27 protein-coding genes are annotated in these 25,116 nt (G+C 68.7%); 20 read left to right on the plus strand and 7 right to left on the minus strand.

The features are described from left to right. Positions 1-11: 11 nt before the first annotated feature. Genes M9980_RS01785 through M9980_RS01795 form a run of 3 tightly spaced genes read left to right on the plus strand, consistent with a single transcriptional unit; the run spans position 12 to position 2,266 of the window. Entirely contained in the window at positions 12-980 is a 969-nt protein-coding gene (locus M9980_RS01785; protein WP_250752713.1) for an alpha/beta fold hydrolase, read from the plus strand. Further along, entirely contained in the window at positions 977-2,074 is a 1,098-nt protein-coding gene (locus M9980_RS01790; RefSeq protein WP_250752715.1) for an NAD(P)/FAD-dependent oxidoreductase, read from the plus strand. Before M9980_RS01785 ends, M9980_RS01790 begins: the two co-directional genes overlap by 4 nt. Before the next feature lie 24 nt (positions 2,075-2,098). Beyond that, the gene (locus M9980_RS01795; RefSeq protein WP_250752716.1) at positions 2,099-2,266 is read left to right on the plus strand and encodes a YegP family protein; all 168 of its coding nucleotides are present in this window, start codon (positions 2,099-2,101) and stop codon (positions 2,264-2,266) included. A 12-nt stretch (positions 2,267-2,278) separates the two neighbouring features. On the opposite strand, the gene rnhA is transcribed toward M9980_RS01795, so the two are convergent. From rnhA to ispH, 3 genes are read right to left on the minus strand one after another with little or no spacing between them, the layout of a single operon-like run. Continuing rightward, complete coding sequence (rnhA, locus tag M9980_RS01800; protein ID WP_250752718.1) at positions 2,279-2,725, minus strand: ribonuclease HI; 447 nt, start codon at positions 2,723-2,725, stop codon at positions 2,279-2,281. Next, a complete protein-coding gene (thrB, locus tag M9980_RS01805) occupies positions 2,722-3,678 on the minus strand; it encodes a homoserine kinase (protein WP_250752720.1) in 957 nt (318 codons plus the stop codon). Before thrB ends, rnhA begins: the two co-directional genes overlap by 4 nt. A gap of 1 nt (position 3,679) precedes the next feature. Next, entirely contained in the window at positions 3,680-4,633 is a 954-nt protein-coding gene (ispH, locus tag M9980_RS01810) for a 4-hydroxy-3-methylbut-2-enyl diphosphate reductase (protein ID WP_250752722.1), read from the minus strand. A gap of 106 nt (positions 4,634-4,739) precedes the next feature. On the opposite strand from ispH, the gene M9980_RS01815 reads away from it, so the two are divergent. Beyond that, positions 4,740-5,384 (plus strand): hypothetical protein, encoded by a 645-nt coding sequence (locus M9980_RS01815; RefSeq protein WP_250752725.1) that lies wholly within the window; start codon positions 4,740-4,742, stop codon positions 5,382-5,384. Positions 5,385-5,548: 164 nt separating this feature from the next. Here the strand turns inward: M9980_RS01815 and M9980_RS01820 are convergent, their stop codons facing one another. Further along, positions 5,549-7,333: an ABC transporter transmembrane domain-containing protein gene (locus M9980_RS01820; protein WP_250752728.1), complete on the minus strand. Its 1,785-nt coding sequence runs from the start codon at positions 7,331-7,333 to the stop codon at positions 5,549-5,551. A gap of 155 nt (positions 7,334-7,488) precedes the next feature. On the opposite strand from M9980_RS01820, the gene M9980_RS01825 reads away from it, so the two are divergent. Continuing rightward, a complete protein-coding gene (locus M9980_RS01825) occupies positions 7,489-8,721 on the plus strand; it encodes a polyhydroxyalkanoate depolymerase (protein ID WP_250752731.1) in 1,233 nt (410 codons plus the stop codon). Positions 8,722-8,728: 7 nt separating this feature from the next. On the opposite strand, the gene M9980_RS01830 is transcribed toward M9980_RS01825, so the two are convergent. Then, positions 8,729-9,097 carry a YkvA family protein gene (locus M9980_RS01830; protein WP_250752733.1) on the minus strand — a complete coding sequence of 123 codons (369 nt, stop codon included), beginning with the start codon at positions 9,095-9,097 and terminating at the stop codon, positions 8,729-8,731. 105 nt (positions 9,098-9,202) lie between these two features. Between M9980_RS01830 and M9980_RS01835 the strand changes: the two genes are divergently transcribed. Further along, on the plus strand, positions 9,203-9,628 hold the full coding sequence (locus M9980_RS01835; RefSeq protein ID WP_250752735.1) for an OsmC family protein: 426 nt from the start codon (positions 9,203-9,205) through the stop codon (positions 9,626-9,628). A gap of 6 nt (positions 9,629-9,634) precedes the next feature. Continuing rightward, positions 9,635-10,003: a hypothetical protein gene (locus tag M9980_RS01840; protein ID WP_250752737.1), complete on the plus strand. Its 369-nt coding sequence runs from the start codon at positions 9,635-9,637 to the stop codon at positions 10,001-10,003. A gap of 21 nt (positions 10,004-10,024) precedes the next feature. Here the strand turns inward: M9980_RS01840 and radC are convergent, their stop codons facing one another. Next, positions 10,025-10,717 (minus strand): RadC family protein, encoded by a 693-nt coding sequence (gene radC, locus M9980_RS01845; RefSeq protein WP_250752739.1) that lies wholly within the window; start codon positions 10,715-10,717, stop codon positions 10,025-10,027. A 52-nt stretch (positions 10,718-10,769) separates the two neighbouring features. Here radC and M9980_RS14260 point away from each other — a divergent pair, with 52 nt between their 5' ends. From M9980_RS14260 to M9980_RS01890, 9 genes are all read left to right on the plus strand, one after another. Beyond that, positions 10,770-13,931: an intermembrane phospholipid transport YdbH family protein gene (locus M9980_RS14260; protein ID WP_277998307.1), complete on the plus strand. Its 3,162-nt coding sequence runs from the start codon at positions 10,770-10,772 to the stop codon at positions 13,929-13,931. 47 nt (positions 13,932-13,978) lie between these two features. Next, a complete protein-coding gene (locus M9980_RS01855) occupies positions 13,979-14,158 on the plus strand; it encodes a YnbE family lipoprotein (protein ID WP_250752741.1) in 180 nt (59 codons plus the stop codon). A 2-nt stretch (positions 14,159-14,160) separates the two neighbouring features. Beyond that, a complete protein-coding gene (locus tag M9980_RS01860; RefSeq protein WP_250752743.1) occupies positions 14,161-14,541 on the plus strand; it encodes a YdbL family probable chaperone protein in 381 nt (126 codons plus the stop codon). A 167-nt stretch (positions 14,542-14,708) separates the two neighbouring features. Continuing rightward, entirely contained in the window at positions 14,709-15,026 is a 318-nt protein-coding gene (locus tag M9980_RS01865; protein WP_250752745.1) for an AtpZ/AtpI family protein, read from the plus strand. 63 nt (positions 15,027-15,089) lie between these two features. Further along, positions 15,090-15,875 (plus strand): F0F1 ATP synthase subunit A, encoded by a 786-nt coding sequence (locus M9980_RS01870; RefSeq protein ID WP_250752747.1) that lies wholly within the window; start codon positions 15,090-15,092, stop codon positions 15,873-15,875. Between the two features lie 44 nt (positions 15,876-15,919). Next, entirely contained in the window at positions 15,920-16,147 is a 228-nt protein-coding gene (locus tag M9980_RS01875) for a F0F1 ATP synthase subunit C (RefSeq protein ID WP_250752750.1), read from the plus strand. Between the two features lie 55 nt (positions 16,148-16,202). Beyond that, positions 16,203-16,694: a F0F1 ATP synthase subunit B family protein gene (locus M9980_RS01880; protein ID WP_250752753.1), complete on the plus strand. Its 492-nt coding sequence runs from the start codon at positions 16,203-16,205 to the stop codon at positions 16,692-16,694. Next, positions 16,687-17,316 (plus strand): F0F1 ATP synthase subunit B family protein, encoded by a 630-nt coding sequence (locus M9980_RS01885; RefSeq protein WP_250752756.1) that lies wholly within the window; start codon positions 16,687-16,689, stop codon positions 17,314-17,316. The genes M9980_RS01880 and M9980_RS01885 overlap by 8 nt, the downstream gene beginning before the upstream one ends. A 213-nt stretch (positions 17,317-17,529) precedes the next feature. After that, a complete protein-coding gene (locus M9980_RS01890; RefSeq protein ID WP_250752758.1) occupies positions 17,530-19,335 on the plus strand; it encodes a DUF885 domain-containing protein in 1,806 nt (601 codons plus the stop codon). Between the two features lie 132 nt (positions 19,336-19,467). On the opposite strand, the gene M9980_RS01895 is transcribed toward M9980_RS01890, so the two are convergent. After that, a complete protein-coding gene (locus M9980_RS01895) occupies positions 19,468-20,208 on the minus strand; it encodes a class I SAM-dependent methyltransferase (RefSeq protein ID WP_250752759.1) in 741 nt (246 codons plus the stop codon). Positions 20,209-20,299: 91 nt separating this feature from the next. On the opposite strand from M9980_RS01895, the gene uvrC reads away from it, so the two are divergent. The 4 genes from uvrC (at position 20,300) to recO (ending at position 25,083) form a co-directional block, all read left to right on the plus strand. After that, positions 20,300-22,222, plus strand: a complete 1,923-nt coding sequence (gene uvrC / locus M9980_RS01900) for an excinuclease ABC subunit UvrC (RefSeq protein ID WP_250752761.1) — start codon at positions 20,300-20,302, stop codon at positions 22,220-22,222. 170 nt (positions 22,223-22,392) lie between these two features. Then, entirely contained in the window at positions 22,393-23,346 is a 954-nt protein-coding gene (locus tag M9980_RS01905) for a polysaccharide deacetylase family protein (RefSeq protein ID WP_250752764.1), read from the plus strand. Further along, the gene (locus M9980_RS01910) at positions 23,343-24,242 is read left to right on the plus strand and encodes a GNAT family N-acetyltransferase (protein WP_250752765.1); all 900 of its coding nucleotides are present in this window, start codon (positions 23,343-23,345) and stop codon (positions 24,240-24,242) included. Before M9980_RS01905 ends, M9980_RS01910 begins: the two co-directional genes overlap by 4 nt. Positions 24,243-24,351: 109 nt before the next feature. After that, positions 24,352-25,083: a DNA repair protein RecO gene (recO, locus tag M9980_RS01915; RefSeq protein WP_250752767.1), complete on the plus strand. Its 732-nt coding sequence runs from the start codon at positions 24,352-24,354 to the stop codon at positions 25,081-25,083. Positions 25,084-25,116 lie beyond the last annotated feature (33 nt).

A 25,116-nucleotide genomic window follows, 5' to 3' on the forward strand; every position in this document is an offset into this window, starting at 1 on the left:
AACCAGCGCGGATGACCGACCCCGCGCCGTCCCCGCCCGCCGATCCCGTCCGCCGCGCGCTGCCCGATGGCGCGACGCTGGGAACGTGGCACGCGCCCGACGGCTGGCCGCTACGCACCTTCGACTGGCCGGCGCCGGCGGGGCGGGAGCGGGGGGCGATCCTGTTCCAGACCGGACGGGGCGATTTCTTCGAGAAGTATCTCGAGACGCTGGCGTACTGGCATAGCCGTGGCTGGCGCATCACCGCCTTCGACTGGCGCGGACAGGCGGGGTCAGGGCGGCTGACGCCTGCGCCGCACGTCGGCCATATCGACGATTACGCCACCTACATCGCCGATCTGCGCGCGTTCTGGGCGGAGTGGGCGGCGGGCGTGACGGGGCCGAAGGTCGCGATCGGCCATTCGATGGGCGGGCATCTGCTGCTGCGCGGACTTGCCGAAGGAGCGATCGCGCCCGATGCCGCGGTGCTTGTCGCGCCGATGCTCGGGCTGCACGCACCGGGCGGTGCCGCGATCGGCGAGCGCGTCGCCCGGCTGATCGGCGCCCTCGGCAAGCCCGCACGTCCGGCGTGGAAGGGGAATGAGCGGCCCCACACCATGATCCCCCGCCAGAAGCTGCTGACCACCGACCTCGATCGCTATGCCGACGAGCTGTGGTGGCAGCAGCAGGATCCGCGGCTCATCACCGGCCCGCCGAGCTGGCGCTGGGTGGTGCAAGGGTTCGAATCGACGCGGCTGCTGCGGGCCTCGCCGGCGCTCGCAACGCTCTCGACGCCGGTGCTGATGCTGGTGGCGGAGGCGGACAGGCTGGTCGATCCGCGTGCGGCGCTGGCGGTCGCGGCGAAGCTGCCCGACGTGCGCGTGGTACGCTTCGGGGCCGAATCGGCGCACGAGATCCTGCGCGAGTGCGACGCGGTGCGCGACCGTGCGCTTGTCGAGATCGACGATTTTCTGGAGACGCGCGTGGGAGTTCAGGGATGAGTCGGTTCGATATCGCCATCGTCGGCGGGGGGATCGCCGGCGCGACGCTGGCCGCCGAAGTCGCGCCCCACGCCTCGGTCGTGGTGCTGGAGGCGGAGGACGTCGCCGGATACCACGCCACCGGTCGCTCGGCGGCGTTCTGGTCCGAAACCTATGGCGGGGCAGGCATCCAGCCGCTGACCAGCGCGTCGGAAGCACCTTTACGCGACGGCGGGTTCCTCGAACCGCTCGGCTCGCTCCACATCGGGCGCGCCGACGAGGCCGCGGCGATCGACGCGTTTCTGGCGGAATTCGACGGCACCGGCGTCACCCTGTCGCGCGTCGATCCCGCCGAGCATGTTCCCGGCCTGCGTGCAGACTGGGTGCTGGGGGTGATGGAGCCGAGCTGCGCGTACATCGACGTCGCCGGGCTCCACGCCGAGGCCCTGTCGCGGGCAAAGCGCAGCGGTGCGGAGGTGCGGCTGGGCGCCGGCGTCACCGGTCTGACCCGCTCCGGCGGCGACTGGCAGGTGGAGACGGCGAGCGGGTCGCTGACCGCGGGGATCGTCGTCGATGCCGCCGGCGCCTGGGCCGATCCGGTCGCCGCGATGGCCGGAGCTCGCCCGCTCGGTATCCAGCCCTATCGCCGCACGCTGATGCAGCTGCGCACCGATCCGGAGGCGCCCGCGGGCATGGCGCATGTCGCCCACATCGGTCACGAATTCTACTTCAAGCCCGAAGCCGGCGGAAAACTCTGGCTCTCCCCGACCGACGAGACGCCGGTCGATCCGCACGACGTGCAGCCCGAGGAACTGGACGTCGCCATCGCCATCGACCGGTTCGAACACGTCGTCGACTGGCGAGTGACCGCGCTGGAGCGGAAATGGGCAGGGCTGCGCAGCTTCGCGCCCGACCGGCTGCCGGTGTACGGCTTCGATGCCGATGTCCCCGGCTTCTTCTGGTGTGCGGGGCAGGGCGGCTTCGGCATCCAGACCGCGCCGGCCGCCGCGCATGTCACCGCCGCGCTGCTGCTGGGCCGCGCCCCCGACCCGACGATCGCCGCGATCGATCTCGACCGCTATTCACCGGCGCGATTTGCGACTAGCCTTGTCTAGCAACATCTGGAGCGGGAGGGCGTCATGGCGCACAAGTTCGTGATCGAGCAGAACAAGGCGGGCGAATATGTCGCCAAATTCAAATACAACGCCGAAACGATCTTCTGGACCGAAGGCTACAAGAGCCGGTCGAGCGCGCAGAACGCGATCGATTCGATCCTGAAGAACGGACCCGGCGCCGCCCAGGAGTAGCGCCGGACCGGCTCAGCCCACCGACAGCGCCGCGTCGCTCGCCAGCCGGTCGGCGCGTTCGTTGTCGGGGTGGCCGGCGTGGCCCTTCACCCATTTCCATTCGATGCGGTGCGGCTTCGACGCGGCCAGCAGCGCCTGCCACAGCTCGGCATTCTTCACCGGCTTGCGGTCGGCGGTCTTCCAGCCGTTCTTCTGCCAGCCGTGGATCCACTTGGTCAGCCCGTCCATGACGTAGCGGCTGTCGGTCGACAGCGTCACGCGGCACGGCTTCGTCAGCGCCTCCAGCCCGCGGATCGCCGCCATCAATTCCATGCGGTTATTGGTCGACACGGCTTCCGCCCCCGACATCTCCTTCTCCACCCCGCCGAAGCGCAGAAGGGCGCCCCAGCCGCCGGGGCCGGGATTGCCCTTGCATGCGCCATCGGTGGCGATTTCGACATGGGGCAGCTCAGAAGTCATCGGGTAAAGGCTTTCGGATGCGCCTCGTACCAGTCGAGGCGGCGGAGATAGGCGAGGGGATCCTTGCGCGTCACCAGCGCGTCGGCGGGCGTGTTTACCCAGTCGTAAGCGCGCGACAGCAGGAAGCGGATGCAGGCTCCCTGCGCCAGCACCGGCATCGCCGCGCGTTCGGCTTCGGTCAGCGGCAGGACGGATTCATAGCCGTCGAGCAGCGCCTGGCCCACGGCGGGGTCGATCGGCGCGCCCGATGCGTCGAACGCCCAGGACGAGTGAGTGATGGCAAGGTCGTAGGCGCGGATATCGGTGCAGGCGAAATAGAAGTCGATCAGCCCGGTGACGCGGTCGCCGAGCATCAGCACGTTATCGGGAAACAGATCGGCATGGATCGCCGACGTCGCGAGGTCGCTCGGCCAGGCGGCGAGCACGTCGTCGAGCGCGGCGGCGACGCGAATGAACAGGCCGGGCGCGATGGAGTCGATCCCGTCGCCACACCGATCGAGCAGCGGGCGCCAATGCGCGTGCCCCATCGTGTTCGCACGGTCGCCGGCGAAATCGCCGAGCGCGACGTGCATCTGCGCCAGCGCCTCCCCCGCCGCGTGCGCCTGCGCCACGGTCGGGTGGCTGACCGATACGCCGGGCAGGAACGCGATCAGGCACGCGGGCCGCCCGGCCAACGTCTGGATCGCAACGCCGGCGCGGTCCTTGATCGCGGGCGGGACGGCGAGCCCCTTGGCTGCGAGGTGATCGAGCAGCGCCATGAAATAGGGCAGGTCACCCGCGGCCACGCGGCGTTCGTACAGCGTCAGGATGAAGCGACCCGCAGTCGTGTCGACAAGGTAGTTCGAATTCTCGACACCCTCGGCAATGCCCTTCGCCGACACCAGTTCTCCGACGTCGTAGCGCGCGAGGAAATCGCCCAGCGCCTCCGCCGAGACGTGGGTATAGACGGCCAAGTCAGGCCGCCTGAAGTTCGCGCGGCAGCTTGAAAGCGATCGATTCGCGCGTCGTCTCGACCTCGCGCTCGCGCACGTCGAAGCGGGTGGCGAGCAGGTCGACGAGTTCGCGCACCAGCACTTCCGGGGCGGAGGCGCCCGCGGTGATGCCGACCGCGCCGACGCCGTCGAGCCACGCCCAGTCGAGATCGGTCGCGCGCTGGACCAGCCGGGCGGGCGTGCCCTCGCGCTCGGCAACCTCTACCAGCCGCACCGAATTGGACGAATTTGAGGCGCCCAGCACCAGCACCAGGTCGACCGACGCCGCGATCGCCTTCACCGCCGACTGGCGGTTCGACGTCGCGTAGCAGATGTCGTCGGCCTTGGGCGCGACGATGCTGGGGAAGCGGCGCATCAGCACCGCCATCACCGCCGCGGTGTCGTCGACCGACAGCGTGGTCTGGGTCAGAAAGGCGAGGTTTTCGGGGTCGGCCGGCGCCAGCGCCTCGGCATCGGCGACCGTCTCGATCAGCGTCATCGACCCCTCGGGCACCTGGCCGAACGTGCCGATGACCTCGGGGTGGCCGGCGTGGCCGACGAACAGGATGTGGCGCCCGGCAGCGACCAGCCGCTCGGCCTGGCGATGCACCTTGCTGACCAGCGGGCAGGTGGCGTCGAGGTAGGACAGCCCGCGCGATTCGGCCTTGGCCGGCACCGCCTTGGGCACGCCGTGGGCGGAAAACACGACGGGTACGCCGTCGGGGACGTCGTCCAGCGTCTCGACGAACACCGCGCCCTTGCCGCGCAGGGTGTCGACCACGAATTTGTTGTGGACGATTTCGTGCCGCACATACACCGGCGCGCCATAGCGTTCGATCGCCAGCTCGACGATCTGGATCGCGCGGTCGACGCCTGCGCAAAAGCCGCGGGGCGCCGCGATCATCAGTTCCAGGACGGGTTTGGATTGATCGGTCATGTCGCCCACGCCTCTACGCGATTGCTTGCGCGGGGTGAAGGCGCTTGGTAGCGCAAAGCCGCAGCGCGGGAGTTCGGTCGCGCACGAGTTTCGAAAGGTGTTTCACGTGATCTCCCGCAGCCTCGTCGCCGTCGCCACCGTCGCGCTCCTCGCCACCACCGCCTGTTCGCGCACCGGTGAGATCGATTCGTCGGGCGGCATCACCGCGGTTCGCACCGTGTGTCCGGCGGTCGCCGTGCCCGCCGCGACCGGGGACATCACGCTGTTCGATCCCAGCGGCGCGCGCACCTCGGATGCGATCGACGTCAACGCGATCATCACCAACGTCCGCTCGACCTGCAACGACGCCGCCGACCCGATCGCGACGACAGTGACGTTCGACGTGCTCGCCCGCCGCACCCGCACCGACAGCGCGCGCGAAGTCGTGCTGCCGTATTTCACGGTGGTGACGCAGGGTGGATCGGTGATCGTCGCCAAGCGCGTGAACCGCGTGGCCATCCGCTTCGCCGCCGGCCAGTCGCGCGCGCAGACCAGTGCGACCGCGACCAGCTACGTCGTCCGCTCCGCGGCGACATTGCCCGCCGACGTCCGCGCCCAGATCACCCGCCAGCGCAAGCCCGGCCAGGAAGATGCGGCCCTCGACCCGCTCGCCGACCCCACGGTGCGCTCGGCGGTGGCGCGTGCGACCTTCGAGACGCTGGTGGGCTTCCAGCTGACCGCGGAGCAGTTGCAGTATAACGCGACGCGGTGAGCCTCTCCGTCAAAGCCGTTCGCTTCGAGTAGGGATCGAGCTTGTCGAGAGCCCGTATCGAGAAGTCGTCTCCATGAGGCACCCACCTCTCGATACGTCGTCTCGACAAGCTCGACGACTACTCGAGGCGAACGGGTGAAGAAGAAGCCTCGCCAGTCCCCCGCCTAAGCCGCATGCTCCGAAAATTGCAGGCTCGCCAGCCGCGCATACAGCCCGCTGGTCCGCATCAGTTCGCCGTGCGTGCCCGTCTCGACGATGCGCCCGCCGTCCATCACCACGATCCGCCCAGCAGCGCGGACGGTCGCCAGGCGGTGGGCGATGACCAGGGTGGTGCGGTCGGCCATCAGTCGCTCCAGCGCGATTTGTACCAGCCGCTCGCTTTCGGCATCCAGCGCACTGGTCGCCTCGTCGAGCAGCAGGATCGGCGCGTCGCGCAGCAGCGCGCGGGCGATGGCGATGCGCTGGCGTTGGCCGCCCGACAATCGCGCACCGCCCTCACCCAGATAGGTATCGAGCCCGTCGGGCAGCGCGCGCAGGAAATCGGCGGCGTTGGCGGCTTCGGCCGCGTCCCACAGCTGCGCGTCGCTTGAGTCCCAGTGGCCGTAGCGCAGATTATCGCGCGCCGATGCGGCGAAGATCACCGTCTCCTGCGGCACCATCGCGATGCGCGCGCGGATCGCCTCCGGATCGGCCTGCGGCACCGGCACGCCGTCGACGCTGACGGTGCCGGCGTCGGGATCGTAGAAGCGCTGGACGAGCTGGAACAGCGTCGATTTGCCCGCGCCCGACGGGCCGACGACGGCGACGGTTTCGCCCGGCCGCACGTCGAGCGAAAAATCGTCGAGCGCAGCGAAATCGGGGCGAGTGGGATAGCGGAACGTCACATGCTCGAAGCGGATCGCGCCCCGCGCCGGTTCGGGCAGCGCGACGGGGTGCGCTGGCGCGGCGATGTCGGGGTGGACGGCCAGCAGTTCGGCGAGCCGCCCGGCGGCGCCCGATCCGCGTAGCAGGTCGCCCCACACCTCGGTCAGCGCGCCGAACGCGCCCGCAACCAGCCCGCCGGTCAGCACGAACGCGGCGATGGTGCCGCCGGTCATCCGCCCTTCCGACACGTCGATCGCGCCCTGCCACATCACCATCGTGATCGCGGAAAAGATGAGCCCGATGACGGTCGCGGTCATGATCGCGCGCAGGAGGATGCGGCGCTTGGCTGTGCCGAACACGCGCTCGGCGGTGTCGGTGAAGCGCGTGCGCTCGCGGTCCTGCTGGCCGAACGCCTGGACGATCTTCATCGCGCCCAATGTCTCGCTGACCATCGCGCCGACGTCGGCGACCCGGTCCTGGCTGGAGCGCGAGATCGACCGCACGCGCCGGCCCAATAGCGCGATCGGCAGGATGACGAGCGGGATGCCCAGCAGCAGCAGGCCGGTGAGCTTCGGCGACAGCGTGAACAGATAAACGATCCCGCCCACCCCGACGATGACATTGCGCACCGCGATCGAGATCGTCGATCCGACGAGCTGTTCGATGATCGTGGTGTCCGACGTCATCCGGCTGGCGATTTCGGAGGGGCGATTTTCCTCGAAGAAGCTCGGGCTCTGGCGCAGCAGGTTGGTGAGCACCGCAATGCGCAGGTCGGCGACGACGCGCTCGCCGATCCACGACACGAAATAGAAGCGGAACGCGGTCGCGATCGCCATCACCAGCACGATCAGCAGCAGATACTGGAACCAGCGCCCGATATCGTCGCCGCCACCGGCAAAGCCGCGGTCGATGATGAGCTTGAAGCTGGACGGGATTGCCAGCGTCGCCAGCGCCGCGACCAGCATCGCCGACAGCGCGGCGGCGATCCGCGCCGGATAGCGCGTCGTGATCGCCCAGATCGTGCGCAGATTGCCGATGCGGCCGGTGGCGGGAATGGGGGCGGGCGGGGTCGGGGAGGCTGCCATGTTACACCAGCGCCTAGCGTGAACTGCGCGTCGGGGGAACCTTTGCCACGGCCCGCTCGCTGCACTGCACTATATGATGATTGTTTCGCAACCTGTCGGCGCTATACCGTCGATCGAAAGCCGTGCGCGGGGCCTTGGCGGCAGGGACATACCGAATGCTCTATAATGCCTATGAAATGCAGCGGTCGATGCTGGCCGGCGCGAGTGCGCTGGCGAATTTCTCGGTCGGCTGGCTGAACAATCCGGCCAATCCCTTCTCCTATTTCGGCGGCGGCCCGGTGCTGTCGTCGGCGCTGGAAGTGTTCGCCCACGCCTCCGCCCCGCGCGGCAAGCCGGCGTTCGGGCTGACCGAAACGGTCGTCGACGGCAAGACCGTCGCGGTCACCGAGCAGATCGTGCTGCGCAAGCCCTTCGGCCAGCTCAAGCGGTTCGTGCGCGAGGGTGTCGAGGGCGGTCCGAAGCTGCTGATCGTGGCGCCGATGTCGGGCCATTACGCGACGCTGCTGCGCGGCACGGTCGAGCGTACGCTGCCGGGGCACGACGTGTACATCACCGACTGGCGCGACGCGAAGCTGGTGCCGGTATCGGACGGCAGTTTCGACCTGGACGATTATGTCGATTACCTGATCGAATTTCTCGAGGTGATCGGTGGCGAAGGCGCTGAGCGTCCGCACATGCTGGCAGTGTGCCAGCCGTCGGTGCCCTGCTACGCCGCCGCCTGCGTGATGAGCGCCGACAAGCACCCCAATCGCCCGGCGACGCTGACGATGATGGGCGGTCCGATCGACACGCGCGAGGCGCCGACCGCGGTCAACACATTGGCGACCGAACGCCCGCACAGCTGGTTCTCGCAGAACGTCATCGCCACCATCCCGGTGACCTATCCGGGTGCGGGGCGTCGAGTGTATCCGGGCTTCCTGCAGCTCGCCGGCTTCATGACGATGAACCTCGGCAGCCACATGAATTCGCATTGGGAGCTGTTCAAGCATCTGGTCGCGGGCGACGGCGAGAGCGCCGATGCGACGATGGATTTCTACGAAGAATATCGTTCGGTCTGCGATATGACCGCCGAATTTTACCTCCAGACCATCCACACCGTGTTCCAGGACCACAGCCTGCCCAAGGGCACGATGCTGCACCGCGGGCGCACGGTAGATCCCGCCGCGATCACTGACATCGCGGTGCTGGCGATCGAGGGCGAGCGCGACGATATCTCCGGGCTAGGCCAGACCAAGGCGGCGCTGACCATCGCAACCAAGCTGCCGGCGAAGCTGAAGCGGTACCACATGGCGCCGGGTGTCGGGCACTACGGCATCTTCAACGGCAGCAAGTGGCGCGAGAAAATCGCGCCGGTAGTCGAGGACTGGATCGCCGCGCACCCCGGCTGAACGAGCGTCAGTCCCAGCGTCCGCGCAGTAGCCACCACAGGGCGACCAGCACCGCGATCCACGTCGCGACGACCAACACGACGCCGGTCCGGCTGACCGGTCGCTCTGCCGCCTGCTCGGCCGTCGCGCGAAACTCGGCCATCAGCGCCGCCGGGATCAGCCGCGTCATCAACCAGACGCCGGCGGGGATCAGCAGGGCGTCGTCGAGCAGGCCCAGCACCGGGATCACGTCCGGGATCAGGTCGATCGGCGACAGCGCATAGGCCGCGACGATCATGCCGAGCGCGCGTGCCGGCCACGGCGTCCGCGGATCGCGCACCGCCAGCCACACCGCGTGGGTCTCGATCCTCAGCCGGTGCGCAAGCGATGGTCCCATCGCGCGGTGATGCCCGTTCGCCGCGCCGGCTGCAACGCGCGACGGACCCGAAGCCGTGCGGAGGCGTTCGGGCGGGGAGTTCCATCCCGACCAGGAGATACGATCATGACGACCCGCACTGCATCCGCCCGCTACGAAGGCCTCGGCAAGGATGGCAAGGGCAGCGTTTCGACCCAGTCGGGCGTGCTCGCCGATAACCCTTACGGCTTCAATACGCGCTTCGAGAACGAGCCGGGTACCAACCCCGAGGAGCTGATCGCCGCCGCCCATGCCAGCTGCTTCACGATGGCGTTGAGCTTCGCGCTGGCGAAGGCGGGCAAGACCGCGGGCACGCTGGCGACGACTGCCGCGGTGACGCTGGAAAAGGATGGCGACGGGTTCAAAATCACCAAGTCCGAACTCGACCTGACCGCCACGGTCGACGGCATGAGCGCCGAGGAATTCGCGACCATCGCCGAAGAAGCGAAAAAGGGCTGCCCGGTGTCGAAGCTGTTGAATGCGGAGATCACGCTGACCCATCACCTCAACTAAGGGGAGATGACGACCGGCGCTTGCGTGGCGTATGCAGGCGAGCGCCGGTCGGTCCACCGTTGGACGGCGACCGCAACGCATCGTTCGAAGGTCGTCGTCATGCCCGAAGCCCAGCCTGCCCCTGCCGAGGCCGTGTTCATGGGGTCGCTAATCGGCTGGCGACACATCGCGACCGGTAAGGGCGCGATCCTGCGCATCCAGGCGGCGCGCTCGAAGCTCGACTTGCGCAAGGATGCCTTCGACGAATTCGACGTCGTGCTGACCGTGCAACAGCTGCGCATCCTTGGCTACGACCTGATCCGCGCCGCCGATGTGCGCGAGGGGCGGGTGCCGGCGCGGCGGCGCAAATGGTGGCGCTTCGGCTTCGGTCGCTGAGACAGCGGCGACAAGGCGCTCTCAGATCAGCCCCTGCGCCCTCAGGCTTGTGTGGCCGCCCGCAGCGATGATGATATGGTCGTGCAGCGCGACGCCCAGCGGCCTGCCGGCATCGGCGATGGCGCGGGTGATCTGGATGTCGGCGCGGCTGGGGCTGGCGTCGCCCGACGGATGGTTGTGGACCAGGATGATCGCCGCCGATCCGATCTGCAGCGCGCGGCGGATCACTTCGCGGGCATAGACCGGCGCCTCGTCGATGGTCCCCTCATTCATCACTTCGTCGCGGATCAGCTGGTTCCTGCTCGACAGGTGCAGCACCCGCACGCGCTCGACCGCGTGGTGCGCCATGTCGGCGCGCAGATAATCGAGCAGCGCCTGCCAGTTCGACAGGATCGGCAGATCGGACGTCGTCGTCTTCAACAGCCTGAGCGCGATCGCATGCGCCGCCTTGATCGCCGCGACCGAGGTTTCGCCCATGCCCTTCACCCGCGCCAGGTCGGCGGCGTCGGCGGTCATCACCCCCGACAGGGTTGCGAATTCGCGCAGCAGCGCCTTCGCCAGCGGTTTGGTATCGCGGCGCGGGATGGCGAGCGCGAGCAGATATTCGAGCAGTTCGTAATCGGGCAGGGTTTCGCCGCCATGTTCGAACAGGCGGCTGCGCAACCGGGCGCGGTGGCCGATGGCATCGTCGGGCGTGGTTGCAGGAACGTCCATCCGCGGCCAGAGTTACGACGATCCGGCGTCGCGGCGCAATCGGGAGTATCGAGTGACGGACGCCGATGGCGAGACGATGGGCGAAGGGGGCGGCAGGCGGCGCATGAAGCGGCGCTGGCGCACGCTGATCGCGCTGCTGATCGTGTTCGTCATCGCCGTGGTCGGCGTGTGGACGCAGCGCAAGCCGATCGCGACCGGCTTTGTGGCACGCGAACTTGCCAAGCGCGGCGTGCCCGCGCGCTACAAGATCGCCAGCATCGGACTGTCGACGCAGCGCCTGACCGATGTCGTCATCGGCGATCCCGCGAACCCCGATCTGGTCGCCGATTGGGTCGAGGTCGCGACGCATGTCGGCCTGTCGGGCGCGACCGTCACCGGGCTGTCGGCGGGACACGTGCGGATGCGCGCGCGGCTGATCGACGGAAAGCTCTCGCTCGGCGCGATCGACCGGCTGATGCCGCCGCCGAGCGGCAAGCCGTTCGCGCTGCCCGCGCTCGATGCGCGGCTGGAGGACGTGCGGCTGCGCGTCGAGACACCCTACGGGCTGGTCGGCGTGAAGCTCAAGGGTTCGGGCAAATTGAACGACGGTTTTGCCGGGCGTCTGGCGGCAGTCAGCGACCGGCTGGTGCTCGACGGCTGCACCGCAACGCGCGCGGCGGCGGCGACGGCGGTGCGGATCAGCGGCGGGCGCCCGACGATCGAGGGGCCGACGCGGCTGGCAAGCCTGGACTGCGGCGGCGCCGAAGTTTCCGGCATCGCCGCGGACGTGGCGGTGACGCTCGGCGCCGCGCTCGATCGCTGGACTGGTCGGACGCGCCTGGCGGCGGCGGGCGCGCGCAGCGGCAGCTATGCGGTCGGGCAGACGATGGCGCGGCTGACCTTCGCCGGCACTGCGCAGGCGACCGCCGGCGACGCCAGCCTGACCGCCGCCCGGCCGCGTGCGCCGCAGGGCGGTGCCGAAAGCCTGACGCTCGACGGGCGCTATCGTGTCGGAGCAGGCGGGGCAGAATTCGCCGGACGGACGCAGGTCGCGCACGCCGCCATCGCACCCGATCTGGTTGCGGGCGTGCGTCGGCTCGACACCGGGGCCGGCACTCCGATCGCGCCGCTGGCGACGGCGCTGTCGCGCGCAGTCGTCGCCGCGGCCCGCGACCTAAGCGCGGACGGCGCGGTCGAGGCGGTGGTGCGCGGCGGGCGTGCGGCAGTGCGGCTGACCGCGCTGGAGGCCTCGTCGACCAGCGGCGCGCGGATGAGCGTCGGCGGAGAACAACTGCGCTTCGGCAACATCGAGACGGGCGGGCGCATCGCGATCGCGGGCGGCGGCCTGCCGCAGGCGACGGTCGACCTCGTGCAGACCCCCGGCGGTCTGAGCGGGCGCGCGGTCGTCGCCCCCTACAGCGCGGGCGGCGCAACGCTGGCGTTGACCCCGGTCGCCTTCCGCGGGCTGGGGGCATCCATCACGCAGGTGACGACCGTGGCAACGCTGTCGGGCCCGCTCGGCGACGGTCGCATCGACGGCTTGCGCCTGCCCGTCGATGCGCGGTGGCGGGGCGCGCGGCTGGTCGTCAATCCGGCCTGTACGCCGGTTGCGTGGCGGCGGCTGTCGATCTCGGGGCTGGTGCTGAACCCGGCGCGGCTGGCGCTATGCCCGACGCAGGGTGCCCTGGTGACGCTCGATCGCGGGCAGTTGGGTGGCGGCGCGCGGATCGCGGCGCCGCGGCTGACGGGCACGCTCGGCGGCAGTCCGCTGACGCTGGCGGCGGCAGGGTCCGAGTTGCGGCTGGGCGACGGTGGCTTCGGCTTGCGCGAGGTCGCCGCGCGGATCGGTGCGGCGGGGCGCGTCACGCGGATCGATGCGGGGCGGATCGAGGGGCGGATCGCCGGCGGTGGGGTGTCGGGCAGTTTCGCGGGCGCAGGCGGGCAGATCGGCAACGTGCCGCTGATTCTCTCCGATGCCGCCGGCGACTGGCGATTGCAGCGCGGGGTGCTGGACCTGACCGGCGCGCTGAAAGTCTCCGACGCCGCGCCCGAACCGCGGTTCAAGCCATTGGACGGAAGGCAGGTCGCGCTGACGCTCGCCGGCGGTCGCATCACCGCCCGCGGCGTGCTGATCGCGCCGAAGGACGGGTCGAAGGTCGCCGACGTCACGCTCGCGCATCTGCTGTCGAGCGGCGCGGGGCGGGCGCGCCTGACCGTCCCGAACATCCGCTTCGCCACCAAGGGACTCCAGCCCGACGACCTGACCCCGATCACCTACGGCGTCATCGCCGCGGTCGACGGCAGCGTGGCGGGACAGGGCGACATCGCCTGGAACCGCGATGGCGTGACCAGCACCGGCAGCTTCGGCACCGATCGCATGGACCTGGCCGCCGCGTTCGGGCCGGTATCGGGGATCAAGGGGCGGATCGTGTTCACCGACCTGCTAGGCCTCGTCTCAGCGCCCGAACAGATTGCGACCGTGGAGACGATCAATCCCGGCATCACGGTCGAAAACGGCACGGTGCGGTTTCAGCTGGTCGGCAATTCGCGCGTGCAGGTGGCGGGTGCGCGGTGGCCGTTTGCCGGCGGCGAATTGACGCTCGACCCGACCCTGCTCGACTTCAACGCCAACCAAGAACGGCGGATGACGTTCAACGTCGTCCGCGCCGACGCCGCCGCGTTCCTTCAGCAGTTCGATTTCGACAATCTCCAGGCGACCGGCATTTTCGACGGGACGCTGCCGATGATCTTCGACGAACGCGGCGGGCGGATCGAGAACGGGCGGCTCGCCAGCCGTGCGGGCGGCAGCATCGCCTATATCGGGACGATCACCGAAAAGGACGTTGGCGTCTGGGGCAATCTGGCGTTCCAGGCGCTGAAGGCGCTGAATTACCGCCAGCTCAACCTGACGCTGAACGGCCCGCTGGCGGGCGAGATGGTGACCGAGATCCGCTTTGCCGGGGTCAGTCAGGGGGCGGGGACCAAGAGCAATTTCATCATCCGCCGGCTGGCGAAGCTGCCGTTCGTCTTCAACATCACGATTCGGGCGCCCTTCCGACAGCTCGCCGATTCGGTGCGCAGCTATTACGATCCGTCGCGTCTGATCGAACGCAACTTGCCCGCCTTGCTCGAGGAGCGGAAACGCCGCGAGCAGGGGCTGCTGCCCAACGTCATTCAGTCTCCCGCCATTCAGCCTCCCGCCATTCAGCCTCCCGAAAGCGAGAAGAAGCCATGAACGATACCGGATTGCACTCTGCGCGGGGTTGCGCGAGCATCCTGGGAATGAAGAGGACGATGGTTCTGGCGATGGCAATGACCGGTTTGACGGGCGGGTGCGTGAACGTGACCGCGCCCGACAAGCCGATCGTCATCAACCTGAACATCTCGATCACCCAGGAAGTGGTGTATCGTCTCGATGGCGAGGCGAAATCGCTGATCCAGAACAACCCGGGGATTTTCTGACCATGAAGACGCTTCACATCGCTGCGCTGATCGCCGTCGCTGCCGCTGGCGCGTTCGTCGCGACCGCCGCCTATGCGCAGCGCGATCCCGCCTATGCCGCTGCCCGCGCATCGGGCGAGGTCGGCGAGCAGCCCGACGGCTATCTGGGCATCGTCGGCAGCCCGACGGCGGCGCTGCGCGCGCTGGTCAACAACATCAATATCCAGCGCAAGGCGGCGTATGCCAAGCAGGCCGGCAACGGATCGACGATCGAGCAATTCGCGTTCGTCTCGGGCTGCAACCTGATCGCACAGACCCAGCCGGGCGAGAAATACCAGTCGCCGACCGGCCAGTGGATGACCCGCGGTGCTGGCGCACCGACCCGCGACGCGCGCTGCGTCTGAACGCTGGCTGCTGCGCGACTGGCTGATACCTTCGCCCCATCTCCCCCGCGGGAGATGGGGTTTCGGTTGACTCGGCCCAACCCGTTTTCTAAAGCGCGCGTGCCTTGGCGGGCTCGCCGCTCGGCTGTTCGACATGCCCGCTTTATCGCAAGAGTGGAGCATGACGCGTGGCAGAGAGAGAGCCCGGACTGGACCCACTCGCAGAGGACGCCCGACTGATTTCGCTCGATGAGCGGCTGGCCCGGGCGAAGACCGACGAGGCGATCAGGACCGGAGAGGCACAGGATGGATCCGAGGCGAGCTATCGCCTGGGCAATCGTGTGCTTGCCGAACTGATCGGGGGAATGGTCGGAGGGGCGCTGGTCGGCTGGGTGCTCGACCGGTTCCTCGGTACGTCCCCGTGGCTCCTGCTCGGCCTGCTGTTCCTCGGGATAGCGGCGGCGTTCAGGAACATCATCAGGATTTCCAGCGGACGCTCGAAGTGATTTTCGGGCGTCTCTTGTAATTTCGGCCACGTATCTTTGGCCAGGTTTTCAGGAAGCGAGCGCGTGTCAGGACAGTCCACCAAGATCGACCCGATGCACCAGTTCCAGGTGCAGACGATCTGGGACGGCTTCACGATCGGGGGCCACCAGATCGCCTTCACCAATTCCGCCGCATGGATGTGTGTGACGGTCGTGGTGCTGTGGCTGTTCATGCTGGGCGGCATGAAGCGCCAGATCGTACCCGGCCGCTGGCAGATGATGGTCGAGGGGTTCACGAACTTCATCGATTCGCTGCTGACTCAGAACCTGGGCAAGGCGACCGGCCGCAAGTATCTGCCCTACGTCTTCTCGCTGTTCATGTTCATCCTGTTCGCCAACGTGCTGGGCCTGCTGCCGCTGGGCGTCGTCGGGGTGCATCCGTTCACCTTCACCAGCCACTTCACGATCACCGGCGTGCTGGCGATCATGAGCTTCTCGATCGTGCTGGTCGTCGGCTTCTGGAAGCATGGCCTGCATTTCTTCAGCCTGTTCGTGCCGCACGGCACGCCGCTGCCGATGATTCCGGTGATCGCGCCGATCGAATTCGTCTCGTTCATCGTGCGGCCGTTCTCGCTCGGCCTGCGACTGTTCGTCGCGATGACGGCGGGCCACGTGCTGCTGAAGGTGCTGGCCGGCTTCGTCATCAATTCGGCCAACGCCGGCGCCGGCTACGGCGTGCTGGTCGGCATCCCCAGCTTCACGCTGATGGTCGGCATCTCGGCACTCGAGCTGCTGGTCGCGGGCATTCAGGCCTATGTCTTTGCGCTGCTGACGTCGTTGTACATCAACGATGCCGAGCATCTGCACTGAGTTTTCTACTACCAACCAACATCTTACACGCAGGAGTTATTAAAATGGACGCAGAAGCAGCCAAGCTGATCGGTGCGGGTCTCGCGGCAATCGGCGCCGGCATGGCCGCCATCGGCGTGGGCACGGTCTTCGGTCAGTTCCTCGAAGGCGCGCTGCGCAATCCGGGCGCTGCCGACGGCCAGCAGGGTCGCCTGTTCATCGGCTTCGCGGCCGCCGAGCTGCTCGGCCTGCTCGCGTTCGTCGTCGCGATGATCCTGATCTTCGTCGCGTAACATCCTTTTCAAGTCGGGGTCCGGTGCAGGCGCGCCGGGCCCGACGAGGAAACCAATGCCCCAGATAGCCCAACTCGGAGCGACATGGGCCAGCCAAGTCTTCTGGCTGGTGCTGACGTTCGGCATCGTCTTCCTGGTCGTCGGCCGGGGGATGGTGCCCAAGGTCCAGTCGACGATCGACCTGCGCGACGCCAGCGTCGCGGCCGACCTGACCGCGGCGGAAGCCGCGCGGGCCGAAGCCGATGCGCAGGAAGATCGCTGGCGGACGCAGGAAAACGCCGCGCGCGACCGTGCCCAGCGCACGATCGGCGAGGCGCGGGCCAAGGCGGCTGCCGCGACCGAGGCGACGCTGGCCAAGGCCGGCGAAACCTCGAACGCGCAGATCGCCGCCGCCGAGGCGAACATCGCGGCGGCATCGACCGCGGCGATGGCCGAGATCGAAGGCGTGGCGACCGAGGCGGCGCAGGACATCGTCCAGCGCCTGTCGGGTGCCAAGGTCACCAAGACGGATGCCGCGAAAGCGGTGAAGGCGGCGATGCATGGCTAACGTAACCGCCGGTTCGGTCGAGGTCGCGCAGAACCTGTCGAACGCCGACCACGCGCAGGGCCTGCCCGATACGGGCGGCAAGGCCGTGACCACCGAACATGCCGAGGTCGGCACCGAGCATCACGCCGACCCCGCCTTCCTGGGCCTCGACGCGACGGTCTGGGTGTCGCTCGCGATGCTGGCGTTCCTGGCGATCCTGATCGTCAAGAAGGTACCGGCGGTGATCGCCGCTGGCCTCGACAAGCAGATCGCGGCGATCCGCCAGCGTCTGGAGGAAGCCAAGCAGCTTCGTACCGAGGCGGAAGCACTGCGCGACGAATATGCGCGCAAGCTGGGCGACATCGAGAACCAGACCCGCGCGATCGTCGAACATGCCGAGGACGAGGCCAAGGCGATGATCGCCAAGGCCGAAACCGACGCCGCGGACCTGGTGACGCGCCGCGCGCGCATGGCCGAGGACAAGATCGCGGCCGCCGAGCGTACTGCGATCGCCGACGTCCGCGCTAAGGCCGCCGACGCCGCTACCCGCGCCGCGGGCACGCTGATCGCGGCGAAGCATGGTGCGGAGGCCGATCAGTCGCTGGTCGACAAGACGATCGCCGGATTGGGCCGATTGAACTGATCGTCGGTTCGGCTGCGGACGCGGCGGGATCGGATGGACAAGCGGACGGCGGGCCTTCGGGTCCGCCGTTTTGCGTTGCAGGGGCCATCCGTGCGCGAGTTACTGACACTGTGCCTCCCGATCACCCGCACGCCCGATGCAGCCGACTGCCTCGACACCCGGCGTGCTGCCGCATAGCCTTCCGGTGATACGGTAATCATCGGGAGTAGCTTCATGGATCGTCGCGCATTGCTGGCCGGGGGTGGTGCCTTGGCGGTGGCTTCGGCGTTGCCCGTGGTTCCGGCCACCGCCGCGGCGCGGGACGATGCGGCGTTTCGGGCGATGCTCGACCGGTTCTTCTACGACCGGCTGGCCGAAAGCCCGGAGGGCGCGACGCGGCTGGGGCTCGACACGGGCGCGCGGGCGGGGCTGCGGTCGAAGCTGTCGGACGAGGGGTCGCGCGGACGGGTGCGCGGGCTGGCGCGGGCGCGGACCGAGCAGGCGGAGCTGCGCAAGTTCGACCGGGCGGCGCTGTCCCCGGCGTCGCAGCTCGATTACGATATCGTCGACTATCAGCTGGCGCAGACGCTGAAGGGTGCGCGCTTCACCTATGGCTCGGCGGGCGGGCGGTATGCGCCTTATGTGCTGAGCCAGTTGAGCGGGCCGTACCGCGACGTTCCCGACTTCTTGGAATCGCAGCATCGCATCGTGTCAGCTGGCGACGCCGACGCCTATCTCGCCCGCCTGACCGCGTTCGCCACCGCGATCGACCAGAGTTCTGAGCAGCAGCGCGAGGATGCGGCCAAGGGGGTGTTCGCGCCCGACTATATCCTCGACACGACGCTGAAGCAGCTGGCGGCGGTCCGCGACCAGCCCGCCGCAGCGACCGTCATGGTGACGGCACTGGCGGCGAAGTTGAAGGCCGCAAAGCTGGATGGAGCGCGGGTCGCCGCCGCCGAGCGCATCGTGGCGGACAAGGTGTTCCCCGCGCTTGATCGTCAGCGCGCGCTGGTCACCGAGTTGCGGGCCAAAGCGGTCCATGACGCCGGGGTCTGGCGGCTGCCTGACGGAGAGGCCTATTACGCCGCCGCGGCGGAGGCGGCATCGACGGTGGCGCTGTCGGGCGACGACATCCACCGCCTCGGCCTCGACCAGGTCGCGCAGATTGCGGCGCGGATCGATGCGATCCTGAAGCGGCAGGGGATGACGCAGGGGACCGTCGGCGCGCGGCTGGTGGCGCTCAACCAGCGGCCCGATCAGTTGTTCGCGAACACCGATCCGGGTCGCGAGCAGTTGCTGGCGCTGCTGAACGGGCAGGTGAAAGCGATGTACGCGCGCCTGCCGGAGCAATTCGCGACGTTGCCCAAGGCGCCGGTCGAGGTCCGCCGCGTGCCGCCATCGATCCAGGCGGGGTCACCGGGCGGCTATTATCAGGCGGCGTCGCTCGACGGGTCGCGGCCCGGCATCTACTACATCAACCTGCGCGACACTTTCGATCGGCCGAAGTTCGGACTGGCGACGCTCAGCTATCACGAGGCGGTGCCGGGGCATCATATGCAGGTGATGATCGCGCTGGAGAGCCAGGACATCCCGCTGATCCGCCGCCGCGGCGGCTTCAGCGGCTATTCGGAAGGGTGGGGACTGTATTCCGAGCAGCTCGCCGACGAGATGGGCATGTACGACGGCGACCCGCTGGGGCAGGTCGGCTACCTCCAGTCGCTGCTGTTCCGTGCGACGAGGTTGGTAGTCGACTCCGGTATGCACGCGAAACGCTGGAGCCGCGAGAAGGCGACCGATTACCTGATCGCGACGACCGGCATCGCGCGCGGTCGCAGCCAGGGCGAGATCGATCGCTACACGGTATGGCCGGGGCAGGCGACGAGCTACAAGATCGGCCACACCAAATGGGTCGAGCTGCGCGATGCCGCGAAGGCGCGGGCAGGAGCGACGTGGGATCCGAGGGCGTTCCATGACGTGCTGAAGCTGGGTGCTATGCCGCTGACCGTGCTGGAGCGCGTGGTTCGCGCGCGGATGGCATAAACTCCTCCCCGGCACGGGGAGGGGGCAGCGCGCAGCGCTGACGGAGGGGGCGGGCCACAAGCGATACCGTACGTGGCCCGCCCCCTCCACCAGCCTACGGCTGGTCCCCCTCCCGTGCCGGGGAGGACTCAATCACTTCGGCTTTCTGAACCGATAGGCGAATTGGTCGGCCTTGCCGCGGATGCTGGGGTCGAACACGATCTTGTCGTGCGGGTCGGCGGGGTTGGCCCACAGCTTCGTCTCGCCGTCGTAGCGGAAGCCGGCGGCCTCAATCTCCTTGCGCACCGCGGCACCTTCTGCGCGGTGGAGCGTGTCGGCGACGGTGAAGCCGGTGCCCGCGGCGCTGGCGTTGTCGGCGACGACCAGCGTCCCGCCGGGCTTCAGCGCGGCGTAGAGTTGCCTGGCGACCAGGCTGCCGGTCGTGGCGCCCGACACTTTCAGGTGCAGATCGTGCCAGTTCTGCACGGTGATGATCGCGTCCAGCGGCTCTGGAAAGGCGAGGGCGCCGATGCCCGGGCGCAGCGGCACGACGTTCGCCCGGCCCTTCACCGCATCGTCCTGTTCGGTGCCGTAGGCGGCGCGGAAGCCGATGAATTCGGCGGGTTGATAGGCATAGACCTTTCCGCGAGGACCGACGACGCCGGACAGGATGCGCGTCCAGTATCCGCCGCCCATGATATAGTCGGCGACCTTCATGCCGGGCTTGATCCCCGCGAAGGCGATGAACGCGCCGGGCTTGCGCGCGACGTCGCGGGCGGTGTCGGCGGCGGGGCGCGTCGGGCTGGCGAGCGCGGCCCTGACCTCGGGCGACGGACCCTGGGCGATCAGCGTGGCGGGGGCGGCGAGCAGAGCGGCGGCGAGCAGGCGTTTCATGGCGACTCTCCCTGATGTCCGCGGCGATGCTACGCCGCTTTCGTGTGCGCGGGAAGTTGCCCGCACGGCGATTGATTCCTAGATCGGGCGCGTGATCGACCCGACCTCCCCCAATCGCTTCAACGAGGAACAGGCCACCTATACCGTCCGCGGGAGCGATGCGCCCGACCTGGAGGCGGGGGTGGCGGCGATCCGCAACGTCGTCCAGACGCTCCCCGTGCGCCCCGGCGTGTACCGGATGCAGGATGCCAAGGGCGAGGTGCTGTACGTCGGCAAGGCGCGCGCGCTGAAGAACCGCGTCGCCAATTACCTGCATGTCACGCGCCTGACCAAGCGGCTCCAGCGGATGGTCGCGCAGACGCGGTCGATGACGATCGTGACGACGAACAACGAGGCCGAGGCGCTGCTGCTCGAGGCGCAGCTCATCAAGCGGTATCGCCCGCCGTACAACGTGCTGCTGCGCGACGATAAGAGCTTTCCGTTCATCCTGCTGCGTGCCGATCACGACTTTCCGCGCATCCAGAAGCATCGCGGGGCGCGGCGGGCGAAGGGAAATTATTACGGCCCGTTTGCGTCGGCGGGATCGGTCAACAACACGCTGAACGCGCTGCAGAAGCTGTTCCTGCTCCGGTCGTGTACCGATGGTTTCTTCAAGACCCGCGACCGGCCGTGCCTGCTCTACCAGATCAAGCGATGCTCGGCGCCGTGCGTGGGTCGGATCGACACTGCGGGCTATGCCGAACTGGTCGACGACGCCAAGAAATTCCTGGCCGGCAAGGCGACCGACGTCCAGGCGAAGCTCGGCGCGCAGATGACCGCGGCGGCGGAGAACATGGATTTCGAGCTGGCCGCGGTAATCCGCGACCGGCTGCGCGCGCTGACCTTCATCCAGGGCACGCAGTTCATCAATGCCGAGGGGGTCGGCGACGCCGACATCTTCGCGCTGGCCGCACACGAAGGCGTGATGGGCATCCAGGCGTTCTTCATCCGCGGCGGGCAGAATTGGGGGCACCGCGGCTTCTTCCCCGCGCACACCGGCGACGTGGCGGAGACCGAGGTGCTGACCCAGTTCCTCGCGCAATTCTATGAGGAGGTGCCGCCCGGTCGCACGATCCTGGTCGACCGCGAGCTGCCCGAAAGCGAGCTGCTCGCCGAGGCGCTGGGCGAGGCTGCGGGGTACAAGGTCGCGATCTCGGTGCCGCAGCGGGGTACGCGCAAGCGGCTGCTCGAACAGGCGCAGCGTAACGCGAAGGAGGCGCTGGAGCGGCGCCTCGCCGAGAGTACGACCCAGGCGCGGCTGAACCGCGAGGTCGCCGATTTCTTCGAGCTGGCCGAGCCGCCCCAGCGCATCGAGGTATACGACAACAGCCATATCCAGGGCACGGCGGCGCTGGGCGCGATGGTCGTCGCCGGGCCCGAGGGGTTCCGCAAGGGCCAGTACCGCAAGTTCAACATCAAGCGGCCGGAGACGATCGCGGGCGACGACTTCGGGATGATGCGCGAGGTGTTCAGCCGCCGCTTCGCCCGCGCGCTGGAGGAGGATCCCGACCGCGATTCGGGCGAGTGGCCCGACCTGGTGCTGATCGACGGCGGTCGCGGGCAGCTGAACGCGGCGAAGGCGGTGCTCGAGAATCTGGGCATCGAGGACGTGTGCCTGGTCGGCGTCGCCAAGGGGCCGCACCACGGGCGCGAGGGGCGTGAGGTGTTCCACCTGATGGACGGGCGCGAACTGACGCTGCCGGTGAATTCACCGCTGCTGTTCTACCTCCAGCGGCTGCGCGACGAGGTGCACCGTTTCGCGATCGGCGCGCACCGGGCGAAACGCGCCAAGGCGATCGGCGCTAGCCCGCTCGACGACGTGCCCGGCATCGGCCCGGCGCGGAAGAAGGCACTGTTGATGCATTTCGGCACGGGCCGTGCGGTGCGCAACGCCAGCCTTGCCGACCTGCAACAGGCGCCGGGCGTGTCGGCGGCGGTTGCGCAACAGGTGTATGATTTCTATCATGCGCGGTAGCGCGCACATGATTTGCGCAGCAAATCATGAGACGCGCACCGCCGGCTGGCGGCGCACAGCGCCAACCGACGACGCGGGATTTACTCCCGCGTCCGCCCGCCCGTAATCGATCGCGCCTGCCCGCTCCGAAGTTTCCACTTCCTTCACCCACCCGCGCTACGCCCGCACGCATGGCGACGCGCGTGTTCCTGACGGTCGATACCGAGCTGCTGTGGCGGCACCATGCGGCGGGATTGCCGTCCGCGGAGATCGTCGCGCGGTCGCTGGAACCGGCGGGGGTCGGGATCGCGTACCAGCTCGCGACGCTGGCGGAGCATAGGCTTAAGGCGACGTTCTTCGTCGATCCGATGCCGGCGCTGGTCCACGGGATCGAGCATGTCCGCGCCGTCGTCGCGGCGATCCTGGCGGCGGGGCAGGAAGTGCAGCTGCACCTGCATCCCAACTGGATCGATGCGAAAGCCGTCGATCGCACCGCGCACGGTCGGTTCGAGTTGATCGACTTTTCTGCGGCAGAGCAACGCGGGCTGATCGCGCAGGCGCGCGACCTGCTGATCGAAGCGGGTGCACCGGCGCCGGTCGCGTTCCGGTCGGGCAGCTATTCCGCCAACGACGCTACGCTGGACGCACTCGCGGCGCTCGGCTTCGCCTATGACAGCAGCCATAACGGCTCCGAACATCCCTGGCCGAGCGCGATCGCGTTGCCGGTGCGGCAGATCGCGCCGGTCGCGCACCGCGGGGTGACCGAGGTGCCGGTGACGGTGATCGAGGATCGCGCCGGGCGGCTGCGCCATTTCCAGCTGTGCGCGCTGTCGGTGGGCGAGATGCGCGCCGCGCTCGACCACGCCGCAATCCGCGATCATGCCGCGGTTACGATCGTCAGCCACGGCTTCGAACTCGCCAACCGCGCCGGCACGCAGCGCAATACCGTCCATGTTCGCCGGTTCGAGGCGCTGTGCGCGATGCTGGCGGCGCGGCGCGATACGCTGGTGACCACGCATTTCGCCGAGCGCGCCGCGCTGCCGCTCGATCGCGCCGATACGCCGCTTGGCCCGAGCCTTTGGCGTACGCGGCGGCGGCAGGTCGAGCAATTGTGGTCGAACTTGGTCGCCGAGCGCGCGGCATGACCATCGCCGCACCCCTGCCGCTGAAATTCCAGATCGGCGCGCGAACCCTGTTCACGCTGAAACGCCGGTTGGTGCGCGTGGCGCTGTCGCTCGACGACGCGCGGGCCGAGCGGGCGCCGGTGGTGCCCGCGCTCGATGCAGGAGCGGACGGCTATCTGGTGACGTCGCTGCCCGAGGATCGGCTGGGTGAGGTCGCGGCGGCGCGCGGCATGATCGCGCACGTCCGGCAACGCTACACGCGCTATTTCGCCGACCTGGCGCCGGGCTACGACGCGTGGTGGGCCGGGCTGTCGGGCAACACCCGGTCCACGCTGAAGCGCAAGACGAAGAAGGCCGGGGCGGTCGAGGTGCGGCGGTATCGCACGCCTGCCGAAATCGAGGAATTTCATGCCCTGGCGCGCGTGGTGGCGGCGACGACCTATCAGGAGAAGCTGCTCGGCGCTGGCTTGCCCGACACGCCGGTATTCCGCCACGAGATGGTCGCGCTGGCGGCGGCGGGGCAGGTCCGGGCCTGGTTGCTTTTCGTTGAGGGGCGGGCGGTTGCCTATCTCTATTGCCCGATCGTCGATAGCGTGGTGATCTACGCCTATGTCGGGCATGATCCGGCGGTTGGGGTGCTGTCGCCCGGCACGCTGCTGCAATGGGAGGCGATGCGCGATCTGTTCGCGGAAGGCGATTTGCGCGCGTTCGACTTTACGGAAGGCGAGGGCCAGCACAAACGCGCGCTGGCGAGCGGCGGGGTGGCCTGCGTCGACTTGTTGCTGTTGCGGCCCACGGTGGCGAACCGCGCGGCGATCGCGGCGCTGGCGGGCTTCGATGGCGCGGTGGCGCGGGCGAAGCGGCTCGTCGCGCGCGGCGGGCTGCGGGATATGGTGCGCAAGCTGCGGCGTGGCTGATCGTCTCCGGCGTGTTTGTCGAGAACGCCTACCCTCATCCAACCTTCGCTAAGCCGCACGCTGGCAAGCGGCGGTATCCTTCTCCCTTTGGAGACGGCAGAAGGGGGCCATGCACCTTCGTACGCCCGCCATTGTCCTGAGCATTCGCGCGCACGGCGAGCATGGCGCGGTGGTGCGGGCGCTGACGCCGGAGCACGGGCTGCAGGCGGGCTATGTACGCGGCGGTCATGGACGGCGGCTGCGCCCGGTGCTGCAGCCTGGCAACCGCGTGCTGGGCGAGTGGCGGGCACGAACTGAGGACGCCTTGCCGGGGCTGACGGTCGAGCTGCTCGATAGTCGCGCGCCGCTGTATGCCGAGCCGTTGGCCGCCGCCGCGCTTGACTGGACGACGGCGCTGACGGCCGCGGTGCTGCCTGAGGGACAGTCCTACCCCCGCCTCCATGCCGCGCTCGACGCAGTGATCGATGCGATCGAGGCGGCGCCCGGCGCGCGCGGTTGGGCGGTGGCGCTGGTGCGCTACGAGCTGCTGCTGCTCGCCGAACTCGGCTTCGGGCTCGACCTTACGACGTGCGTGGCGACGGGCGCGAGCGACGACCTCGCCTTCGTCAGCCCGAAAAGCAGCGGCGCGGTGAGCCGAGCGGCGGCGACGGGGTATGAAGCGAGGCTCATGCGCCTGCCGCCGTTCCTGACCGCGGGCGGGACCGGGGCGTGGGACGATATCCTCGCCGGCCTGGCGATCACCGGCCATTTCCTGGAGCGCGACCTGCTCCACGGCCGCGCCGCCGATGCGCTGGCGGCACGCGAGCGGCTGGTCGACCGGATCAAGCGGGCGGTTGCGTAAATCCCGGCCTCCCGCCAAGGAAGCGGGGCGCAA

The organism is Sphingomonas donggukensis (assembly GCF_023674425.1).
GTDB classification, from domain to species: Bacteria; Pseudomonadota; Alphaproteobacteria; order Sphingomonadales; family Sphingomonadaceae; genus Sphingomonas; species Sphingomonas donggukensis.